This window comes from Bacteroides pyogenes DSM 20611 = JCM 6294 (genome assembly GCF_000428105.1).
GTDB lineage: Bacteria > Bacteroidota > Bacteroidia > Bacteroidales > Bacteroidaceae > Bacteroides > Bacteroides pyogenes.
Genome location: NZ_ATZH01000042.1, coordinates 1 through 22,015 on the forward strand (window position 1 = coordinate 1; position 22,015 = coordinate 22,015).

A 22,015-nucleotide genomic window follows, 5' to 3' on the forward strand; every position below is an offset into this window, starting at 1 on the left:
AACCAAAATGTTACGGAAACGGCATACAGTTGTACTATCTGGAGCGCAGTCATCCAATCCTAAACCAACAAAGCGACTGAAGGACAGACGGTCATTTACCTGCTCTTCGACCTCGCCGTCACTCAAGCCATACCATGTACGAAGAAGTTCGGTCTTGAACAACACAAGGCTGTCATAGCTTGGACGACCGGTGGGACGCTTGCCTTTGGTGTAAGCAATTTCAATAAGTCCACGAATGGGATTCCAGTCGATTATCTGATCGATTTGAAAGAAAAAGGTCTGTTTAACCTTACGATGACCAACTATTAGGTCAGCAAAACTCGGAGAAGAGGGACGTTGTTTCATACTATAAAGCTACAAAAATATGATGAAATGAGCAAATCTTGAACAATGAGTTTTGCAGAGGTCTCATTGAGGCAAAGCGTATGATTTACGGACGAACGGACATGCGAATCAAGGAGATCGCTATCACCTCGGATTTGAGGACAACTCTAACTTCGTGAAGTTCTTCAAGCACTATATCGAAATGTCGCCGATTTGCATCCTTGTGACTCTGCGGAAGTCCTTCTGAAGCCGCTCTATCCGGTTTGTGGTGTATATCACGGACCGGATACGGCGATCGTAGTTCAGATAAGTGAAATACGCCTTGTAAGAGGAATCCTCTGCGCGTTTGCTGATGCTTCTGTAGTACCGGGCCATTTGAAACAAAACTGTTGATTTACAATCATGTTTATCCGCAGAATAGCTACATTGAAGTTATGGAATTGTTAACTTATATCCTATTCCTCTAATATTTAATATTTTTATTCTTTTATCATCAGACAATCTTTTACGTAATTTGTATATAAAAACATGCAAGCTATTCCTATTATAATAACTGTCGTCGTTCCACAAATCATTTAGTATGTCTCTTATCTCTACTACTTTATTTTGATTGACACACAAACGCTTTAAGATTTCATTTTCTAAATACGAAAGTTCTTGTTTCTTTTCACCTTGCATTAATATTTGTGCAGATGCATTTAATTGGTATTCTCCGATGTCATAAACTTCATCTATATCTTTCATAGGAGCAAATCTTCTGGTAAGAGCCTTTATTCTCATAACCAATTCTAACATTTTAAATGGTTTCTTCAAATAATCGTTTCCGCCAAGATTAAACCCATTTACCAGATCATCCAAAGTAGAGCGTGCCGTCAGAAACAGTATGGGGGTTGTCACATCTGATTTCCTGATTTTCTTCACCATTTCAAAGCCGTCCATTTCAGGCATCATTACATCTGCAATGACAACATCAGGAGTGTTGGAAATAAATAATTTAAGTCCTTCTGCTCCATTGGGAGCATATATGATTTCAAATCCTTCATCTTCCAACGTGTCTTTTATAATCATTGAAAGAGTTGTTTCATCCTCTACCAAAAGCACTTTGGGCTTATATTGTTTGTTCATTTCACAGGTATTTTTATTGTAAATATTGATCCTTTGTTGGAAATGCTTTTAACATTGATGTTACCGCCATGCCTCTCTATTATCTGTTTGACATAAAAAAGCCCTAAACCATACCCCTTTACATTGTGCAAGTTCCCCTTAGGAACTCTATAGAATTTTTTGAAGATATGCTCAATGCTACTAGCTGATATGCCTATTCCGTTATCTTTTATGCTGATGACACTGTATTCTCCTTCTTGCCTTGCAAGTATCTCTATGTCAGGATTACCCTTGGAATATTTAATTGCGTTGTCCAGCAGATTGCTAATAACATTATTTAGGTGTACGTTATCTGCGTATACTGTTAAATCGTCTGGCTCAATATTTAATTGAAACTTGACATCCTTAGTTGATTTTAGCTTATGTAATTCTATTTGTTGGTTAAGCATTGAATTTAACTCTAAGTATTCCTTATTCATAGTCAGCGATTTACGTCTTTCCATGCTCATTGATAATATTTGTTCAACCAGACCGCTTAGGTGTGTGAGTTGTTCTATGCATACTTGAAGATACTTTTGCCTTTTTTCTCGAATCTCTCCTTGCCGGAAATTCAGCAAAGTATCCGCAGCAGAATATGCCACGGCTATAGGTGTCTTCAATTCGTGAGTCATGTTGTTGGTAAAATCATCTTTCATTTCTTCCAAAGTTTTCTGTTGCATCACAGTATGTATAAAGTACCAAAAAATTCCTCCCAATAAAAGTATGATTAGGAAAGTCGATATCAACACACCCGCCATTTGTTGAAAAACTGTTCCGGTTAGGGATGCCATATAAATCTGATATGCATATCTGTTTTCCTGGTCGAATACATATACAAAAGAATTGTCTGATTTTATACTATTCCTGAAAGAACTATCAATAATATCTCCTGTTTTCTGATTTACGATTTCGATATAGTAAATGTTTGTGGAGATGCCTTTCTCATTCAATTCTATGCTTAACAGACTATCCAAACGATGTAAATTAACAGGCAATAGATTGTCTATGTTTTGGTGTATGGTAGTTCGGATCTCTTTCAAAAGTTGTCCAAATGTTGCCATATCCAGTTCCGATGTTTCCGAATATGTTCTTGTTGCGGTATCCTTGTCATTTGTCATAGCGCGCGTAGTGGTTTGAACTACACTTTTCTCAGAAATTGAATCGCTTTTAAAAGCCTTGTCTATAACAATGGAACGGTTACCATCTGAATGCCGGGAGATAACATCTAAACGGGCTTGCATTTCTTTGCTGTCAGCCTCTTCTATGCAAGAAGAAATAACCCGCCGAGTATCCTCTTCAATACATTCAAATAGTCCATGAAGATAGATTATATTGAATATGAATAGAGCAGAAATAGAGGTAATTATCACTATGACTATATTTCTAAACTTGCGCATATTAATAAAGTTATTTTTCTGTTTGCAAAGATACAATTAAATAGTGGATAAAATTCTTCCGATAAGACTAAATAAGACTATATAAGTATCAGATAATGAATGATTATGCCTGTTCTAACTAACTTTGCACAAAAAATAAAAAATGGAAAGAATTATATTACTTGTAACATTTGTTTTTGCTTTATGCAAGGTTGAAGCACAAACTATAAATGGGAAAATTGTCAATGGGAAGGGTTCTCCGATTGAAAATGCAACAGTCGTGATGCAATCAGTCGATTCATTATATATTAATTCTGCTTGCAGTGATTCATTGGGGCAATTTTCTATTTTATCATCCAACTTGGATTCTTATAGATTGATTGTGCAACATTTGTTATATGAAACTTATGAAAAACAATATGCCAACCAAAGAGATATAATTATTCAGTTGAACGAGAAAGAAAACTCATTAGAAGAAGTCGTGATAAAGGGTGAACGTCCAATAGTAAAACTTGTAGAAGGACGCATCACCTATGATATGCCTCTTTTGCTACAAGGGAAGATTGTCAGCAATACGTATGAATCATTGCTTCAATTACCTGGCGTCAGAGAACAGGAGGGAAACTTGATTTTAGCCGGTGCGACGAGAGTAACAATACTCATAAATGGCCAGATGACTTCCATGCCACAGGCAAACCTCATAGCTGCGTTGAAGATGATGCCTTATGACCAGGTGCAATCGGCAGAGATAATGTACAGCACACCACCTCAATATCACATCCGTGGAGCCGCCATTAATATAATACTGAAAGGAGGAGACTCTGCCTCCGAAGGGTTGCAAGGACAATTTAACACATCATATACTCAAAAACACTATTCAAATTATGATGCAGGAACATCTTTATTGCTTTCAAAATCAAAGCTGACATTAGATTTGAATTACTCCTACAATTTGAACCACACAAAAAATGGTGTGGATATATATTCAAACCATCTTTATGATGGCATAGTGCACCAAATTGAACAATTCAACAGAGGAAATAGAAAAGAAAATGAACATGATATACGTGTTGGGATGAATTATAAACTGACTTCAAAAGATAACATCAACATCATTTACACGTCTCAAATCAGACATGGATTGGACAATAATGAGTTCTCTACCGGAACTTTCTCCCAATCTAACACCCACAAAGGTGAAGATAGCCCTATACAGATGCATAATTTGCTATTGAATTACGCTTCTGGTTCCGGGTTAAAAACAGGTCTTGAATATACTTACTATAAAGATCGTACATCCCAACATTTCATTGAGAGCATTGAATCAAAGGAAAGCGATTTTGTGGCCAATTCCCTGCAAAAGATAAACAAGTATAGGGTATTTGTAGACCAAAGCCATTCTATCGGTACCTGGACTTTAAATTATGGAGCGCAATATATCTATGCCGAGGACCATAGTTCACAGCAATATCATTCACTAATGGGGACAGACATGTCATCGTCCAATATGGATAGCAAATTAAAAGAATACACAGGGAATGCTTATGTTGGATTTGAAAAGACTTTTGGAGACAAGCTTTCTTTATCAGCATCCATAATGGGCGAATACTACAAATTTGCAGGCTTTGATGAGTGGACGGTTTTTCCTGCCATAGAAGGCACATATTCCATTTCTCCATCGCACATGATGCAATTCTCGCTTTCGTCTGATAAAGTATATCCAGGATATTGGGAATTGCATGGAGGAACGAGTTACTTGAACGGGTACGCAGAATTGCAAGGTAATCCCAATCTTAAGCCATATAGGGTGTATTCAGGACAATTGAGTTACATATTAAAGAGTAAATATATATTGACTGCTTTCTACAATTATATGGATGATTATTCTGACCAGTTGCCCTATCAATCCTCTGAGCGACTCAGCTTGATTTATCAATCGCTTAATTTTGATTACAGGCAAGTGGTTGGGTTAAACTTAATGGTTCCGTTTAATATCGGCCGTGTTTTAAATTCAAGATTAACATTGAATGGATTTTATGATAAAATAAAAAGTTCAAGGTTTCATGACGTTTCTTTCAATAAAGACAATTTCGTTTTTTATTCGCGGCTGAATAACACATTCAACATTTCTTCTAAACCTAATATAAAAATGGAAATAGCCGGTTCGTATATAACCAAGAATATCCAGGGACCTGCCGAACTTTCCAAACTTTGGAATGTGGAGGCCGGAGTTAAATGGTCGTTCTGGAATGACATGGGAGAACTCAGATTAAAAGGTACAGATTTATTTAACAAATGGACTCCGGATATGACGATGAAGTATAGTACCCAGAATCTTAAAATGAATATAATTCCAGATTCTCGTGCGGTCAGTCTGTCATTGACCCTTCGCTTGGGTGACTATAAAATGCACGACAAGAATGTCGATACGTCAAGATTTGGAACAAAATAGTAAAGCGATAAGCATCTCATATTAACTTTTTAAATTAAAACCATTATGAAGAAAAAAATCGTAAACAAAGAAGCAATGAAAGAGACTCTGAAGACACTATCTCCGCAAGAAGCAAAAAATGTAAGAGGAGGTACAGCCAGTGCCAAAGACGCTGGTAGTATTAACATTGGTATTAGAATCACATTCTAATTCCTGTATTAACCGTGAGGGGTAAAGCCTATTAGGGGCTTTATCCCTTCTTCAATATTTTATTATGGACATATTATTAAATTGGTTTCCGCCGGCTTTTGTGAAAATTCCCTCACCTGCGATGTCTGTACTGAAAGGCTATCTTAATCAATTCGGATATCATGCAGATGTGTGTTATTGGAATTTGATTTTGCGTGATATGATACATTCTTTAGCGGAACAGGGAAAGGATTTAGAAATCAATGAGTTTGAATCATTGATGCCTTTTCTTGCAATATTATTGAATGCATCAGAGGACAAAGAAAAGCTAAAGAGATTATATGCTTACTATCAGGCATTACATCCTCAATATTTTAGTATTGATAAACAGAAGTATTATGAAGAATCGTTAAACGAATATGCAGAGCAAATACTTTTATCTTTCAACGAGAAATTGATAGATATGTATTCCAGAAAAAACTATACATTAATCGGTGTATGCACAAAGTTGTTACAGTTGGTTCCAGCTAATATTTTTGCTAAGATATCAAAAACTATCGCACCCAATAGACCAATTGTCGCAGGAGGTATATCCAATAAAATAGAAGCCGTTGCAATGTTGCATAATTTTAAAGAATATGATTATGCAATATGGGGAGAAGGTGAGATTCCTTTACATCAGCTTTGTCGTTTTTTGAATAATGAAATTTCTATAGAAGAGATTCCAAATGTGGCATATCGAAATGATGACGGTGAAATTCTTATATCCAAATGCAATAATCGGCTCTTTTCCAATCTTAATAACACAAAACCAGATTTTTCTGATTACTTTAATTGCTGCAAAAGATATAATATTCATGACATAAAAACGATGGTTCCATTGGAAAGTAGCCGTGGATGCCATTGGAATAAATGCAAATTCTGTTTTTTAACGGAAGGATATAGAAATCGTGCCAAAGAAAATCAATCTATTATTGCAGAAATATTGGACACAATAGAGAAATATGGTATATATGAATTTGTTTTCCTTGACAACGATGTGATATTTAATGATTTTGATAAATTTGAAGACTTGTTAGACAGACTCATTCAAATCAAAGATAAATATGAGGACTTCGGCATCTGGAATGGAGAAGTCGTTACTAAAGGCTTAAATGCTGATATTATAAAGAGGATGACCCTTGCTGGATTTAAGAGTATTCAAATTGGATATGAGGCCGTTTCGGATAGTTTGTTAAGGAAAATTTGTAAAAAGAACACATTCTCAAGTAATCTGATGTTCGTGAAATGGGCAAAAGAATATGATCTTAATTTACAAGGACTTAATGTTATAACAGGATTAATAGGAGAAGAAGATTCAGATATAATATCTTCTACAAGAAATCTTCACTATTTACGTTTTTTCCTTAAAAAGGAGATTACAAAACATGATATCATTCCTTTACAAATAATGAAGTCTTCAAGATATTTTAAAGTTTTGAAAGAAAGAGGAGATTTGAATTTATGGAATGATAATCTGTTATACGACCTATTCCCTCAAAATTACATACATGATGACAACAAATATGAATTAATGTTTTTCTCATCTATGATTTCTAATCCTTTATGGGATAATTTTAGGAGGGTAAATGATTATTATGAAACTACCAATTTCAACTATAAGCTATATTATGGGGGCAAAGAAACTATTCTATATGTTGAATTAATTGATAAAAAGATTGTGTCAAAGTTGGAATTTGATATTAAGAATGAGTTCCATTGGAAAATCTTGAAATTCTGCAATAAGAGGGTTCGTTCTTTGGATGAGATTATTCAATTTCTGAACATCTCAGGCAACAAGGAAAAACAAGTACTGGCGACAAATGCACTGGCAGATTTGAACGCAGAATATATTTTGTATTCTAATGCAGAATACACCGAGAACATTGCAATCATTAATACTGATTTTATATATTAATTTATTGACAATTGTGCACATGAACTGTTTTCTTAAAATCTATTATATGGTCATAGCACTTGCAATACCATCACTAATATTTGCACAAAGTACAGAAATTAGCGATAGCATAGTTGTGAAAAGTCCTATTATTACTGATATACAGCCAATAGAGAATTACAATATTCGATTAGAAAGTAATATCCAGCCAGAATACATATATCATGAAAACTCTTCGGTTGCTTTGCCATTAAAGCAACCGGACATTTATGATTTTAGTATTTTGCATAGGAACGATTTGGCCTTTCCTTTCAGCCTATATAATGTTTCTGTCCAGAATCCAGCCGAAGGATATACAATTCAAGGAGCATATAATAGATTTGACATAGGAAATGTAATGTCTTTGGACATAAATATTTTTGCATCAAGATACTATAATGTTTTTTTCTACCCGAATCAATATATTAATGGTTCTACTAAATTAGGGATTACATTAAAATTGCATGAACGCGTACAATTGTTTGGGATGGGACAAATTTCATTGAGAGAAGGTATAAACCCCAAAGTACCATCTTCGTTTGGTACCGCTAATTATTACGGAGCGGGAATTCAATTCAAGGTTACGAATAAGATAGGTTTTGGCATTGGGGTAACTAATAGTTTCTATAAAGGAGAATGGACAAAACAAACATTTTTTACGCCTGTATCGTACTGATTTATTTTTATGAAATTCCCTTTTTATAAACAATATGATTCGACAGACTGTGGACCGGCTTGTTTAAAAAGCATTGCAGAATATTATGGAAAAAGTATTGATCTGCAATACTTACGTGAGGCTTGTTACACAGGGAAAGATGGCGTTTCCCTACTCAATATTAGTAATGCCGCACAGAATATCGGCTTTAAAACCCAAATGGTAAAAACCGGGATAGATGAATTAAAAAAAACATTTGCTTTACCATGCATCTTACATTGGAGGAAAAATCATTTTGTCGTTTTATATAACATAAGTGGCAGCTCAAAGCCTAAATTTCATATTTGTGATCCGGCACAGGGGTTAGTAATTTGCAATGAGGATGATTTTTTCAAATCGTGGATTTGTGAATATGATTCCTCGCATGGGATAGCCCTGCTCCTTAAAAAGACAGATAAATTCCATAATAGGAAACATGAAGGTTGTGAAAAAAGCACTAATAAATATTCCCTGTTTGATTATATCCTTCCATACAGAAAGTATTTTTACCAAATAATATTGGGAATTACTTTGGCATGTTTGTTTAACTTCATTTTGCCATACTTAGCTCAGTCAATTGTTGATAATGGCATAAAGAATCAAGATATAAATTTTATCATTGCCGTTCTAATTGCCCAAGTTATGATTTCATTGGGGCAAGTCATAAATTCTCTCATAACAAATTGGATTTTATTACATATGACAGCAAGAATCAGTATTTCTCTCATATCTGATTTTTTGAACAAACTAACAAGACTCCCAATTGCTTTTTTCGATTCTAAAAAAACAGGAGATTTATTACAAAGAATAAACGACCATCAACGTATACAAGATTTCTTAACAGGTTCAATGCTTAGCCTAATTATGGCAATCTTTACATTGATTATATATGGCATAGTCATGTTTAAATACGATATAAAAATACTGATTATTTTTATTGTGGGAAGTATCCTATATATAACATGGATTCAACTTTTCATGAAACGTCGTAAGAGATTAGATTACATGCGCTTTCAAGAAGCATCTGTTAATCAAAACAGCCTCTTGCAATTAATAAACGGGATGCAAGAGATAAAATTGAATGGATGCGAAAAAAGAAAAAGATGGGAGTGGGAAAAAAGTCAGGCAAAACTATATGCAATAAGTATTAGAGGTTTATCGATAACTCAAATTCAAGAGATAGGTGGAACATTTATTGAACAGACAAAAAATATTCTCATTTCGTTTATAGCAGCAAAAGCTGTAATAGATAGTCACATGACTCTAGGTATGATGATGGCACTACAATATATTTTAGGTCAATTAAATGCACCTATAAAACAATTTATAACATTTGCTGAAACTGGCCAAGATGCAAAACTGAGTATGGACAGGCTAGTCGAAATTCATAATAAACAAGATGAGGAACCTGTTCAAAAAAACAACGACATACCTTGCAATCCTACCATAACTCTCAAAGATGTCACGTTCCAATATGAAGGATTACATTCGGAAAAAGTGCTTAATAAAGTCAGTTTGGATATACCGTATGCCAAAACTTTAGCAATCGTTGGTATGTCTGGAAGTGGCAAAACGACCTTGCTAAAACTGATACTTGGTTTTTATGAACCAACAGATGGAGGGATTTTTGTAAACAATCGTCCTTTATCTGAATATAGTGGAAAGGCTTGGAGAATGAATTGTGGAGTAGTAATGCAAGAAGGTTATATCTTTTCGGATACAATAATTAACAATATAACAATTTGTGATTCAACACCTGATCTACAAAAGTTCAAAAAGGCTATTGATGTGGCCAATCTTACAGATTTCTTGGAGACTCTTCCACTTGGATATGATACCATTATAGGCCATGATGGTCATGGACTAAGTGCAGGACAAAAGCAACGAATATTAATTGCCAGAGCAGTATACAAAGACCCGCCAATACTCATATTTGATGAAGCAACAAATGCATTGGATACCAATAACGAAAAAGAAATCATGTCAAAATTGACAGATTTCTTCCAAGGAAAGACTGTTATTATTGTTGCTCATAGAATGAGTACTGTAAAAAATGCGGATAATATTGTTGTTTTGAATAAATCGAAGATTATAGAGCAAGGCCCACATGAACAACTTATTACCCAGAAAGGTGATTACTTTAATCTTATAAAAAACCAATTAGAGATTAGTATATAATACGTATATGGAGAATAGAAATGAATACAGTGAAGATGTACAAGAAATATTAGGCAGTTCCCTAAATCCACTTATCAAATACGGATTGTCGTTATTTTTATTGACAATTGTAGCAATTATGCTATGTTTGTATTTCATTGAATATCCTGATACATATCAGGTAAGAGTGAAAATTCGTTCTACTGCTGAAGAAAAGAATATAAGCTATATGGCATATGGTGAAGTCCCGGAAGAATCTATATCTCTGTTACAAAAAGAGCAACCTATTTCAATTATTGTAGATCAAAACTCCCCAAAAGAACATAAACAACTAATTGGACATTTGGATACAATTATTAAGTCTAAAACATCATTTTCATATACAATATGTATTCGGCTATCTTCTGACAAATTGCATTCTTCCATAAGAGAAAAGAATGGATGTTCTCCAGAAATACAAGGTATTGCAATAATTGAAGGAGACAGGAAAAATTTTATTCAACGAATATTTGTAAGCAATTAAATATTCTGATTTCCAGTGTAAAAAAAGATTTCACGGGATTGTCCATTATTTCGGGACTGTCCATTATTTTGTGTAAACGATAATTCGGGTCGAGATTTAGTCGAGCACTAAATCTCGACCCGAATTTCAAATTATTGCTGTCCGGTAAAACTTTTGAGTTCATAAGAGGAATCCTCTGCGCGTTTGCTGATGCTTCTGTAGTACCGCCCCATTTGGAACAAAACTGTTGCCATTCACTCCAGGCCTGTTCTACTGTGTAGTTGCTGTCGCCTGTACGGAAACCCTGTCTCACTGCTTCGGTAGTCATACTGCACTGTCATCCTCTGATGATAAAGTTAATATTTTCTCTTGATAATCATAGAGGTTATCACACTTCCCTCTAACCAATTTACCAAACTCTGTATTTGGATAATTATTGGCAATAGTTTTAAAATTACATAAATCATAATAAATACTGGCTGCAATCTCGTCATCAGTAACAATATCGCAAGCAAGCTGAACTAATTGTTTCACTTTATTTTTAGCTGCTATTGTGTACTTATCTTTTGACCAATCTCTCTTTTCACAAACTTGCCCCCAATAATTGACACCTTTATAATACTGCGTCAATCCCCAACAGAAATCAAATGAATTTCGTAGGCCAATGGCATATTTTACCATAAGTTGAGCCTTGCGATTAGGATCTGTAGTTAGTTTAATACTCTGCTCCAAAGAGAGCATCTCTCTCGCAAAATCATATCTAAAATCCGTTTTCACTCGTATAGCCGTCCTTTTTACACCAAACGGATCATATTTCATGTAAACATTGTGGTGATTCTTATACGCTTCACTTACTGCCCCAAGGTATTCTACAGCTTCGGCATATCGCATATTTCGCAGACACTGGGTACCTATTATGTCATTTAAGTAATCATTTCCAGTATAACTACGAGCATTTAGATAACGATCAAACTCAGACTTGGGTTTTCGCACATCCTTTACATATTTTATGGCTGTATTCACACCAAGGCTATCTATCATTTCAAAGAAGTGGTTGCTATAGTCGTGACAGTTGAAATCGGTAGAATAGCGATACTCAGACATCGTATATATCACTACAGGCCTATATTCGCAACTATCGTTTACTTCAACGGAACCATCCAATTCTCTCCTGTTGATAAGTCCGAGCAAGCTATTGTCAGCCATGTTTGCAAGTTGTAACGCACGAGTTGTCTTACCTGCTTTAATCATTCGAGGGCATACCTCAGCCAACAATATTCGACGCATCATATCATTCCAATAGTAGTAGCTTCGGCAGTTAAACAGCATATAACCTCGAGCTGTTTCTTGGCGAACTTTTTCATCCATATTATTGGTTATTTTAAAATCAAGCCACTTCAATTGACTGAACAATTTATTCTCGTAAGAGGAGTTGTATGGCAGCAGCTTCGCATCCAAATATATTCTAAATACTTGGATAGATTCATCTATATAATCAGACGATTTACTCTTTTCGGCTAACCTCAACAGATACGAGGCCTTAGTTTCTTCCCCATTAAGATCTGCTAAAAAAGATGCCGTGTAATACCACATTGCGGGATTGGCACTTCTACTGCTGCGAGCCATTTTCAAACATAACGAATATAACTTATTATATTCAGATGTTACTTCAAATTCATCATCCCAATATAATCTACCCAATGGCTCAAGTTTCCTCACATAAGATTGTAAAGTCTCACTTATATAGCTACTGTTAGGAGCATATTCACATACCCATTCAAGGGCATCAACGGTAGAAAGTTCTTCTCCAGTACGGCCCGCACAGAAGAGCATTGATTTCACATCGCCAAGTTGAGCAAAATACTCCAAAGCCTTTTCTGAACGCTTCACATGGAATGCAGCACCGGCTATGTAGGGATGAATAAGTTGGCGCATAAGATTTTCTTCCGGAAGATGCGATACTTCAGATTCCCATAGATCAATGCATTCTTCATATTTAGCCAGTGAAAACAATGCTCTAACACCTTGCAGTAAGTATCTATCACGAAGCCTTTCATCATCTACAGACAACGCTTTTTCCGCAATCTCCTCAATGGTCATTCTTGCTCCGATCTTCATCGAAGGATAATACCATCGGGAATTGCGTTTCAGACGAATATATTCATTTGTCTTCGCTAGAAGAAGAAAATCAAGGATTGCAGTGTCCTTCTTGGTGATCCAATTCACAAACCTATTTTCATAAACGATGCCTTTGTTATCATATATCGATTCAAACTCCTCGAGTGACATCGTGTAGACGACATGATAGATATCCTCCAATGGAATGTTGCTAGAGGTCAACTTCTGCCAACTTTCGCAATTTTTACCGGCTCTAGGATAATACCCCTCAACTGCCAGTTCGGGATCGGGTTGGATATTATGAACCCTGTACATATAATATCCATCTGGTGTATACCACGCTCCCCAGCAAGCCAATACTTCATTAGTGGCAAGCAATGATAAAAGGCTAAAAAGAAAGTATCTGATTAATTTCATCGTTGGTATAATTTTTTAGTTGTGAATTGTCCAAGTGATAAAGTATATTCCCTCTTGTCGGCTTGCCTAAGTTCTGCTCAACAAGTTCTTTAACGGAAAGAATTTCTGCTGGTGCAGGTCTTTCGTATCTGATATGTTCGCCATTAGAAGATGTACAACTATCTGCTGAGACTATGGATACGAATTTATTGTTTTCAAACTTAACCCCCCAACCGAAAAGAGGATAAGCGTAATCAAGAGGAATGGCATATTTAATCGGCTTGATATACGGGACTGCATCAGCAATATCCAATATGGAATTTTTCGTTCCAGGGTTCTTCAACGCTCCTGTATTGTAAAGCATCAATACTCCTCTATCTGCAGGAGGTGGTGCTTCCTGCAACTGATGCAATCTTACTGTTATACTTAGTTCGATATTCTTAGAAAGTAAAGAGTTCTTTACCATTTGGCACAACCGGCTATAGCTACTCTTTGTAGAGTTTGTCCAATCACAATCGAGCTGAATCTCGCTAATCTTGCCACACTCATTGTAGGAACTCATGGCCAACAATCTTTCGACGATAAGTGATGCAAATTCTACTTCTCTGCCAATCATAGCACGAAGAGCATCGATCGTAATGTATGTTAGAGGGACAATCTCTACATTTTTGGGAACAGACGAAACAAACTTGGTAGTAGCAATTGGCACAATATCCGTACTTCCGGTTTGGTAGTTTTGCTCAATGGCAACATCAAACATTCGTAAATAAACACGGGAAATGTTGTGCCTTTGTAGGAAGGACATCTCAGTTAAATCAATATTAAAAGAGGTTTTCCAATAATAGATAGAATTCCTACTTACAGCGTCAACCGTCTCTCCATTCACAGGATTATTCGTGTGACCACAGCAAATAAGAAAAGTAGCATTGACTAATGCTAATCCGATTTTAAGTAGATATTTCATATTGTTTAATACGATAATTCCTTTATACAAATCTCATAAAAATAAATCGTACAGCCGAGCAATTATTTCTCAACTGTACGAAATCATTTTTTGAGTGTACAAACTACCCCTTACATAGTTGTTTTGTATACTACAATCTCATCGAAGAACAATAATTTATTAATATTTGGTAGAAGTATTGACAACTAATACTTTATTATCTCTGATAAACAGAACTTTTTTATAACTAAACCTTTTCATGAATTTCAATATACAACTGTAACAATGACTTCATTCTCTTTTTGCTCCCTATTATCTCATTGAGACTATTTTCGTCATATATGTACGAACGAGAAATTATAACAAGAATACAAAAATAAAGTTATTCAGAATAACCCGATTATACGCATAGCCCCACAAAAACTACTGAGCCAAGAAGAGAGAGTCGATGCCATCTGCAAATATGGGGGAAAAGATTTGAAAAAAAAGAAATAAGGCTTATATTTGTGTCGCAGAGATGAATTTTCTTTTTATTCCACCGTCATGATTCGATTGATACTACTGACCGATTTTACAGAATCCTTTTCTTATAATTTGCTGAAGGGAGTGTTGGCCTACTCCAAAAGTCATGAGCCGTGGGTGGTATGCCGGATGCCGCCTTCCTACAAGAATAGCTACGGCATAGAAGGTGTGCTGAAATGGGCAAAAACATGGCATGCGGATGCAATCATCGGCCGGTTCGACAACGATGACAACGTAGAACTGTTTCGCGAAAACGGTATCATTGCATTGGCACAGGACTACAAGTCAAGATTCGACAACATTCCTAACATCACCGGCGATTATCGCAAAACCGGGAAAATGGCGGCGGAATTCTTCCTGAGCAAAGGTTTTCAGAACTTCGCCTTTTACGGTTATCGAGACACAGTGTGGTCGCAAGAGCGCTGTGAAGGTTTCTACGAATGTGTAGCAGCACAAGGCTTCGGCAACAATTTTCACTCTTACCAACACCAATCTTTAGACGACCTATGGTTTTACGAGGCCCCTCCGCTGCTCAACTGGCTGAAATCATTGCCTCAACCCACAGCTCTGATGGCCTGCGACGACAATCAAGGCAACCGCATCACAGAAATCTGCAAAGTAAACAACATCAGGGTGCCGGACAAGATCGCCATTTTAGGCGTAGACAACGATGAGATCATCTGCAATCTATCCGATCCTCCCTTGTCCAGCATCAGCCAAAACATCGTAAGAGGAGGATTTGAAGCGGCGGCTCTCATCGATTTTCTAATAAACGATGAAGAAGCTGCCTATCAGGATGTAGTGATTCAGCCGGTCAATATCGTCAATCGTTTATCCACAGACTTTTACTCCACTACCGATGCCCATATTCAGACAGCCCTAAAATACATCCACCAGAACATCGCGGCCGACATCACCGTATCGGATATCGTCAAGCAAGTGCCATTGTCGCGCCGCCTTTTGGAGATGCGCTTCAAGCAGGTCACCCAGCAATCCATTCATAAATATATCTTCAACCTGCGTATGGAACGTTTTGCCCAACTGCTGCTAGCGGACGACGCCCCCATTGCCGACGTGGCTGCACAAGTAGGCATCAACAACCTGAAAAACCTGTCTCGCCAATTCAAAGCCTTGAAGAATGTCTCTCCCCATGAATACAGGAAAGCGCACTGCACGGAAGGTTGCATCATCGGCAATAAATCAATCAGGTAAGAACAACATAGTGTCCGGCAAGACGGTTTCCTCAATGTTGCGGCCGGAGTATCCCACTTCCAATTCCTGCCCCATGTAATCCTCGAAATACAGCAAGCGCAATTCATGTAAGCCTTTTTCAAGCGCCACTTTCCCCTCGGCCCGTCGCCCACTATGTCCGCCGTCATTGTCTACAATCTGCTCACCATCTATATAAAGCACCGATCCGTCATCCGAGAAAGTATAGAAGCGATATACCCCCCTTTCGGGAATCCGGATCAACGTGCGAAACTCATAAGCGAAATGGTCTGCCGCAAGAGATTCCTCAATGGTAATGTTGCGCATCGTACCTTCCTTTATTTTCTTGCAAGAGGCGATATCGGAAATCCGTTTACATTTCCCTTCATAGTAGGCATATGCAACACCCTGCTTACTCGGAGAAGCCTCTTGGGCCGGCAGGTAAGTCATGGTACACTCCTCCTCCGAGTTCAAGCCCGAAGGATAATAGTAGGCTGCTTCACGCCCTGCAGGCGTAGAAATCCAAGTGTCGAACTTCCATTGTCCCTCATACAATTCGATGATACGGGCTCCTCTCGTTAACGAACCGTAAGCATCTGCGCCGGTCACTCGCCCGTAGCCAAGGGCAATGCCTTTATTTATCCCGATATAATCGTTATCATGGTCGTGCCCTACAAATGCTCCCATCACATCCTTCATATCGACAAACGAGGCGAATATACCTGAGTTTATGCGGGAAGAAGCCACTCCGCCCTCCCTACTGTTACCATAGGTTTTTCCGTCGCCGGGCAACTCATTATACTCAAGCAGCGGTATGTGGAAGAAAGCCAATGCCGGTACAGGTTTTCCCCCATTCCGATTCGTATAACAAGCGCTTTGCGCACGATACCATGCAATCTGATCAAAATGAATCCAATCATACGGGCCATAAAGTTTATTCGGCTGATAGTCGTTGGAGTCGATGCAATAGAGCAAAGCTTTCACCGCTTTCTCCTTTGTCGAACCATAAACCGGAAGCACACAATTGCCGCATCCGGCAAGTTCTTCCGGACCTTTAGTGCCGACATAGAAAGGTGATTTCAGCAGAAGGTCATAAATAGCCTCTTTACCCATAGGTTCGGCATCATGATTGCCCATTGTCACAACAAAAGGAATCTTGGCCTCATCAAAAATGCCAATTACAGCTTGCCAACCTTCCCGGGCAGGGACTTCCGTCACTACATCTCCACTCAGCACTACCATATCGGGACGTTCCGCTTTCAACACAGCCCGGATGACGGCAGCCGTTTCGGCGCACCTCGCCGACTTGGGCGTCCAGTGCAAATCTGTGAACTGTGCTATCACAAATCGCCCGTCTTTAAAAGCAAGCCGTTGCTGTGCCGATGAAAAAGCGGCAGACAAGCAAAATAAAAACGATAAAATCACAACATTTTTTTTCATGGTATCACGTATTTTCTTAATTAATTCATATCATTGTTGTTCGGAGACCTCTTACCATAAAGTAAATTGTCTGCAAAGCAGATGTTCGCCTGCGTTGTTTCGGGCATCCTCGCTAAAACAACGGATGTATTCTTCAGCACCTTTTGCAAATAATAAAAACCCCTCATAGAAGCCTCATCGGAAAGCGCTGCCATCTTTTGTCCCCTTGCATGATACAGTGTCCCTGCCCTGACATCGCTTTCACCGACAGAGATATGACGTCATAGGCGACAACCTGCTTCCGGACGTTTTGACAGGTAGACAGCGCAGCAAGCAACGGATATATCACTTTCATAACGGTTGAGATAAAAGACTGGGATATTTCCTGACCGTATGAAGAATCAGTTCGCCGAATAATGTGTTTGCCCAAGCAAACCATGGACGGGTGAAAATCGCCGCATCATCCTCGTGAAAAGACTCGTGCATAAAGCCGGTGTCTCCATCCGTATCGCGCAGTTGCCTCAGGCAAGCACGAACTTCTTCAGGCTCATCCGTTGTAAAGGCTTTCATGATGATACTCATCGGCCAGATATACTTCAGCCCCACATGGGGACCTCCCACCCCTTCACCCGCTTTTCCTTTAAAGAAGTAAGGATTGTCATCGCTCCATATCATCTTGCGGGTATTCCGATAGACAACATCGTTAAAGGAGCAATAGCCAAGATAGGGAGTAGCCAGTAAACTCGGCACATTGGCATCGTCCATGCAGAGGGCGTTGCCGAAACCGTCTACCTCAAAAGCATAGATACGCCCGCACACGGGATGATTCACAATTCCGTATTTATGAATCGCTGCATCCACCTCATCTGCCAGAGCAGCACACTCTTTAGCAAATGAGTCGTTTCCAAGAACCTGCCGCTCTATCTCCGCCAACTGCCGCAACGAAACTACCGCAAACATGTTGGAAGGGATAAAGAAACCGTATTGTGTGGCGTCGTCCGAAGGGCGGAAAGACGAGACAATCAAGCCTACCGGCTTCACCGGCGCTCCCCACCCGCCGTTTATTTGCGAATCCGTCGGGCGGTCGCAGTTGCGCGTGAAGCTATAAGGTCCCAAGTTTTGCTTGCGTTGCTGTTCTTTGAAGGTTTTTACCACCAGCTTCATCGCTTCGTGCCACTCTTCACCGAACACTGACACATCCTGGGTATGCCTCCAATAATGATATGCCAACCGAATGGGGTAACACAAAGAGTCCACCTCCCATTTGCGTTCGTGCAGTTCTTTCACCATATGCTGTGTGTGGTCGGTCTCCCAATAACTTCCCACCGGTCCGTCATTAAACGCATTGGCATATGGATCTATAAGTATACATTTCGTCTGTCTGTTAATAAGTCCCGCCACCATAAGTCGCAATGGTTCGTCGTGCTTCATCAAAGGCAGATAGGGCCATACTTGCGCCGAAGAATCGCGCAACCACATGGCGTCAATATCACCCGTGATGACAAAAGTGTCCGGCTTCCCGTCCTTCAGTTTATACCTGACCGTAGTGTCGAGCGTATTGGGCAGGCAGTTCTCGAACATCCATCTCAACTTTTCATCCTTGATATGAGACTTGATCTTTTCAATTACCGCATCCACGGTTTTAGACACAAAGTTCCTTTTCTCTGCTACCGGTCGCAACGAAACATAGTTCAAGCCGGTCTTTTCCCTCGAAGGCCATACAAGCGAGGGATGGACGGCCATGGCAGCCAAAGCAAGTCCGCCTGTTTTCAGGAACCGACGTCTGGATATTCTATTCTTCATAATTAAAACCTCCTTCTCAATAGATGTGTTTACCCTTTACAACATTTATCTTTTTCTCTTTATCGCCATAGCGCACAAGCAGTTCGAAATCTCCATCGGACTCTACTGTAATACGCGGCTCATCGTGCACCGAACGGCGAGGTCCGGCCTTCAGGCTGATGCTTCCTCCAAGCCCAAACGGATAGCGCTCTATCCCGTTCGCTTCCAACAGGTTCATATCCCAAACAATTTGTTTCTTGATATAATCTCCGCGAATACCGATGACAAACTCGATGAGGCCGGCAATAGGTGGTAGCCCCGTCCACCCCACAAAATGGTCTCTTGCCATAAATCCCGGTTCTGTAGCCTCAGGCGCATAATATTCCCAGAAAGTGCCCGTTTTCTTATAAACGTCCAACACCTGCGCATAATGATTCAGACAGATTTCTCGCGCCAGCTTTCCGTATCCTTTGCGCACCAGCCCCTGCATCACCATATAATTGGTGCCCGGCCATATGCCGCCTTGCCAGTAGCGTCCGTTACCCTTGTACTTAGGATGGTCGGCAGACAGAGAAGGCACACGATGTTTACGCTTGAAAGTGGCAGGATTATCCAGTTCTTTTACCATACGCTCTATCTGTGCCGCGTCCAACACATTGGTGAACAAAGCCCAGTATGCGCCTATCCCTTTGGTTTGGCACAACGTGCCGTCGGCATATTGGTCGTACAGGAACCCCGTTTCGTCGTCCCAAAGGTTATCCCGAATATATTGGCTCAACATTTTAGCCTCATCTTCAAGGTCTTCTATCTCTTGCCAGCGCTCCAAATAAAACCCCATTTCGAGCAATAAGTTAGCCGTAAACAGTTGTTGCAGGTTCGTATCCAACCAAATCATATGTCCGTGACTGTAGATAGGGCTGTACTCCGCCGGAACACGGGGCATGTTATCCATACCAGTACCCCATCCGCTCGACCAATACGTGCCATTTCTCCACGTTCTATTCAGCTTGAGCCACCTGTAATAGGCACAAAGTACAGGAAATACTTTATGCAGGCGTTCGAGATCGCCAAACTGATGGAAATAGACCATTTCGCACCACGGCATCAGATTAGGTCCTGTGCTCACCGGGTCATAGCGTTCGAAGCAATCGGCACCATCGGCTTTTATCTCACGGCAAATAAACCCGTCGGGATGCTGCTTTACATAAAAATTATCCAACGTCCGCTGGAAAGGGAAAAAGAGTGTACCGTAACGGGCAAACATCAATATAAAGGAAGAATCCCACATAAAGATATTGCCGTTATAAGCCGTATCCAAATAGCTCGAAACAAAGCCCGAACCAGGTTGAGGGGCACAAATATGCCCGATAGCCGTTTCCCATGCCTTCCAATACATCTCCAATTCTTTGTCATGCCCCTCCCAAATAGGATTGGGTAATATACGCCGGGCTTCCTCAAAGCTTTTCGGCTCGATGATTTCAGGTTTTGCCACACGATACTCGTTCTCAGTGACCAAGGGTTCTTTCACATACGTATTCTTATAGGGTAAATGATATTTTTCATTATTACCGCTACTTTGAGCTTTCAGCGCAAAGCTTGCAGCCAAAGGTAGCAAGCTCGTCAACAAAATATGTTTCAACATTGTAGGGTCTTTTTTTAAATTCTACAAATCGAGTAAACTCTTTATCTTATCGAAAATGGCCGTATTCTCATAAATTCCTGTAAATACTTCCGCACCGGGACCAAAAGCATAGACGGGAACCATGACACCGCTATGCCCGGTCGTGGAGAAATTGCACACTATCTTTCCCGCTTTTAGGTCTCCGTCTACCAACGTCAGTCCGCCCGTTTCATGGTCAGCAGTGACCACGACCAATGTTTCCCCATCCTTAGCAGCCCATTCATATACCGCACCAATCGTTCGGTCGAAATCGTGTGTCTCCTGCATCAGCAAGTCAAGATCGTTGAAATGGGAGTAATCGTCCAACTGCGAGCCTTCTATCATCATAAAGAATCCTTTCTTATTGCGGTTCAACAGTTCAATGCCTTTTAACGACGCGCGAGCCAGCAGGTCGCCGCGTTCGGCCGGAAGGGGGGTGTCCACCGGATAAGGCACGGCAAACACTTTCCCCTTGGTCACAGCGGCCAGCTCGTCCCAACTGCGAGGTGTCTGAAAACCTTTGGCACGCAACTCGTCGAACAAGTTCCGCCCGTCTTCCCGATTCTCGAAGAGCTGGGCACCGCCGCCAAACACATAGTCGATGTTGCAGTTTACATAGTCCGCCACAATCTCCGCCTCCGCATTCCTGTCGGTATTATGGCAACAGAAATCGGCAGGTGTGGCATCCCACAGACGACAAGTTACGGCCATGCCGGTTGCCTTTCCTTTGGCGGAGGCCAATTCAATCAACGACTTCAACGGACGCCCCAGCATATCCACCCCCACATAATGATAGTTTGTTTTTTGTCCCGTGGCTATGGCCGTGCCGCCTGCTCCCGAATCGGTAATCAGCCGATCGGCACAATATGTTTTCGACAACCCCACAGCCTTGCTGTTGTCCAAGAAAAGCTTTCCTCGATTGGCTGTCCATGCAGAATATACGTGCATCAGGCTCATGCCGTCGCCAATCATCAAAATCACGTTTTTTATCTTCTTCCCTTGAGGAGAGACTATTTTTGCTACTTCATACGGTTGTTCCAATACATATGTCTGCTCCTTGTCCCGGCATTCTTGACCAGATACAGGCAAACATGCCATAACCGAAAGAGCAAAAATACAGATTCGTACTAATTTACTCATAGTAAAAAACATTTATATAATAGATTATCTACATT

General features: G+C 39.6%; 16 protein-coding genes and 1 pseudogene. 7 read left to right on the forward strand and 10 right to left on the reverse strand.

The window, feature by feature from the left end:
• The 4 genes and pseudogenes from C234_RS16345 to C234_RS16350 form a co-directional block, all read right to left on the reverse strand.
• Window positions 1-345 (reverse strand): IS5/IS1182 family transposase (locus C234_RS16345; RefSeq protein WP_034538361.1); only part of this gene is annotated, 345 nt, incomplete at its 3' end.
• A 192-nt stretch (window positions 346-537) separates the two neighbouring features.
• Window positions 538-716: pseudogene (locus C234_RS0111160) on the reverse strand (transposase); the annotation flags it as partial.
• A gap of 40 nt (window positions 717-756) precedes the next feature.
• Complete coding sequence (locus C234_RS0111165; protein WP_027325843.1) at window positions 757-1,449, reverse strand: response regulator transcription factor; 693 nt, start codon at window positions 1,447-1,449, stop codon at window positions 757-759.
• Window positions 1,446-2,864, reverse strand: coding sequence for a sensor histidine kinase (locus tag C234_RS16350; RefSeq protein ID WP_051290248.1), 1,419 nt, complete (start codon window positions 2,862-2,864; stop codon window positions 1,446-1,448). The genes C234_RS0111165 and C234_RS16350 overlap by 4 nt, the downstream gene beginning before the upstream one ends.
• Window positions 2,865-3,006: 142 nt before the next feature.
• On the opposite strand from C234_RS16350, the gene C234_RS0111175 reads away from it, so the two are divergent.
• From C234_RS0111175 to C234_RS17525, 6 genes are all read left to right on the forward strand, one after another.
• A complete protein-coding gene (locus C234_RS0111175) occupies window positions 3,007-5,295 on the forward strand; it encodes an outer membrane beta-barrel family protein (protein ID WP_027325844.1) in 2,289 nt (762 codons plus the stop codon).
• A gap of 45 nt (window positions 5,296-5,340) precedes the next feature.
• Entirely contained in the window at window positions 5,341-5,484 is a 144-nt protein-coding gene (locus C234_RS17520; protein ID WP_154656413.1) for a hypothetical protein, read from the forward strand.
• A 64-nt stretch (window positions 5,485-5,548) separates the two neighbouring features.
• Window positions 5,549-7,420: a B12-binding domain-containing radical SAM protein gene (locus C234_RS0111185; RefSeq protein WP_027325845.1), complete on the forward strand. Its 1,872-nt coding sequence runs from the start codon at window positions 5,549-5,551 to the stop codon at window positions 7,418-7,420.
• Between the two features lie 46 nt (window positions 7,421-7,466).
• The gene (locus tag C234_RS0111190) at window positions 7,467-8,114 is read left to right on the forward strand and encodes a hypothetical protein (RefSeq protein ID WP_148295219.1); all 648 of its coding nucleotides are present in this window, start codon (window positions 7,467-7,469) and stop codon (window positions 8,112-8,114) included.
• Window positions 8,115-8,123: 9 nt separating this feature from the next.
• Window positions 8,124-10,310: a peptidase domain-containing ABC transporter gene (locus tag C234_RS0111195; protein WP_027325847.1), complete on the forward strand. Its 2,187-nt coding sequence runs from the start codon at window positions 8,124-8,126 to the stop codon at window positions 10,308-10,310.
• Between the two features lie 7 nt (window positions 10,311-10,317).
• The gene (locus tag C234_RS17525; RefSeq protein ID WP_034540989.1) at window positions 10,318-10,812 is read left to right on the forward strand and encodes a hypothetical protein; all 495 of its coding nucleotides are present in this window, start codon (window positions 10,318-10,320) and stop codon (window positions 10,810-10,812) included.
• Between the two features lie 303 nt (window positions 10,813-11,115).
• Here C234_RS17525 and C234_RS16355 read toward each other — a convergent pair whose 3' ends face one another.
• Window positions 11,116-13,326 (reverse strand): hypothetical protein, encoded by a 2,211-nt coding sequence (locus C234_RS16355; protein WP_235342678.1) that lies wholly within the window; start codon window positions 13,324-13,326, stop codon window positions 11,116-11,118.
• On the reverse strand, window positions 13,298-14,269 hold the full coding sequence (locus C234_RS0111210) for a hypothetical protein (RefSeq protein WP_027325849.1): 972 nt from the start codon (window positions 14,267-14,269) through the stop codon (window positions 13,298-13,300). Before C234_RS0111210 ends, C234_RS16355 begins: the two co-directional genes overlap by 29 nt.
• A gap of 522 nt (window positions 14,270-14,791) precedes the next feature.
• On the opposite strand from C234_RS0111210, the gene C234_RS0111215 reads away from it, so the two are divergent.
• Window positions 14,792-15,982 carry an AraC family transcriptional regulator gene (locus tag C234_RS0111215; RefSeq protein ID WP_027325850.1) on the forward strand — a complete coding sequence of 397 codons (1,191 nt, stop codon included), beginning with the start codon at window positions 14,792-14,794 and terminating at the stop codon, window positions 15,980-15,982.
• Here C234_RS0111215 and C234_RS0111220 read toward each other — a convergent pair.
• The 4 genes from C234_RS0111220 to C234_RS0111240 form a co-directional block, all read right to left on the reverse strand.
• Window positions 15,971-17,419: a PA14 domain-containing metallophosphoesterase gene (locus C234_RS0111220; protein WP_027325851.1), complete on the reverse strand. Its 1,449-nt coding sequence runs from the start codon at window positions 17,417-17,419 to the stop codon at window positions 15,971-15,973. The two genes, C234_RS0111215 and C234_RS0111220, sit on opposite strands and share 12 nt — an antisense overlap.
• A 330-nt stretch (window positions 17,420-17,749) precedes the next feature.
• A complete protein-coding gene (locus C234_RS0111230; protein ID WP_027325852.1) occupies window positions 17,750-19,201 on the reverse strand; it encodes a glycoside hydrolase family 125 protein in 1,452 nt (483 codons plus the stop codon).
• A 16-nt stretch (window positions 19,202-19,217) separates the two neighbouring features.
• Window positions 19,218-20,822, reverse strand: coding sequence for an MGH1-like glycoside hydrolase domain-containing protein (locus tag C234_RS0111235; RefSeq protein ID WP_021645240.1), 1,605 nt, complete (start codon window positions 20,820-20,822; stop codon window positions 19,218-19,220).
• 21 nt (window positions 20,823-20,843) lie between these two features.
• Window positions 20,844-21,980, reverse strand: a complete 1,137-nt coding sequence (locus C234_RS0111240) for an alkaline phosphatase (protein WP_027325853.1) — start codon at window positions 21,978-21,980, stop codon at window positions 20,844-20,846.
• Window positions 21,981-22,015 lie beyond the last annotated feature (35 nt).

What these genes read in the sequence shown, in the direction of transcription:
- C234_RS0111165 (WP_027325843.1), bottom strand. Translation starts at nt 1,449, where the DNA reads ATGAACAAACAATATAAGCCCAAAGTGCTTTTGGTAGAGGATGAAACA.
- C234_RS0111210 (WP_027325849.1), bottom strand. Translation starts at nt 14,269, where the DNA reads ATGAAATATCTACTTAAAATCGGATTAGCATTAGTCAATGCTACTTTT.
- C234_RS0111175 (WP_027325844.1), top strand. Translation starts at nt 3,007, where the DNA reads ATGGAAAGAATTATATTACTTGTAACATTTGTTTTTGCTTTATGCAAG.
- C234_RS0111230 (WP_027325852.1), bottom strand. Translation starts at nt 19,201, where the DNA reads ATGAAGAATAGAATATCCAGACGTCGGTTCCTGAAAACAGGCGGACTT.
- C234_RS0111220 (WP_027325851.1), bottom strand. Translation starts at nt 17,419, where the DNA reads ATGAAAAAAAATGTTGTGATTTTATCGTTTTTATTTTGCTTGTCTGCC.
- C234_RS0111190 (WP_148295219.1), top strand. Translation starts at nt 7,467, where the DNA reads ATGGTCATAGCACTTGCAATACCATCACTAATATTTGCACAAAGTACA.
- C234_RS0111215 (WP_027325850.1), top strand. Translation starts at nt 14,792, where the DNA reads ATGATTCGATTGATACTACTGACCGATTTTACAGAATCCTTTTCTTAT.
- C234_RS0111235 (WP_021645240.1), bottom strand. Translation starts at nt 20,822, where the DNA reads ATGTTGAAACATATTTTGTTGACGAGCTTGCTACCTTTGGCTGCAAGC.
- C234_RS0111195 (WP_027325847.1), top strand. Translation starts at nt 8,124, where the DNA reads ATGAAATTCCCTTTTTATAAACAATATGATTCGACAGACTGTGGACCG.
- C234_RS0111185 (WP_027325845.1), top strand. Translation starts at nt 5,549, where the DNA reads ATGGACATATTATTAAATTGGTTTCCGCCGGCTTTTGTGAAAATTCCC.
- C234_RS0111240 (WP_027325853.1), bottom strand. Translation starts at nt 21,980, where the DNA reads ATGAGTAAATTAGTACGAATCTGTATTTTTGCTCTTTCGGTTATGGCA.
- C234_RS17520 (WP_154656413.1), top strand. Translation starts at nt 5,341, where the DNA reads ATGAAGAAAAAAATCGTAAACAAAGAAGCAATGAAAGAGACTCTGAAG.
- C234_RS16355 (WP_235342678.1), bottom strand. Translation starts at nt 13,326, where the DNA reads ATGAAATTAATCAGATACTTTCTTTTTAGCCTTTTATCATTGCTTGCC.
- C234_RS17525 (WP_034540989.1), top strand. Translation starts at nt 10,318, where the DNA reads ATGGAGAATAGAAATGAATACAGTGAAGATGTACAAGAAATATTAGGC.
- C234_RS16350 (WP_051290248.1), bottom strand. Translation starts at nt 2,864, where the DNA reads ATGCGCAAGTTTAGAAATATAGTCATAGTGATAATTACCTCTATTTCT.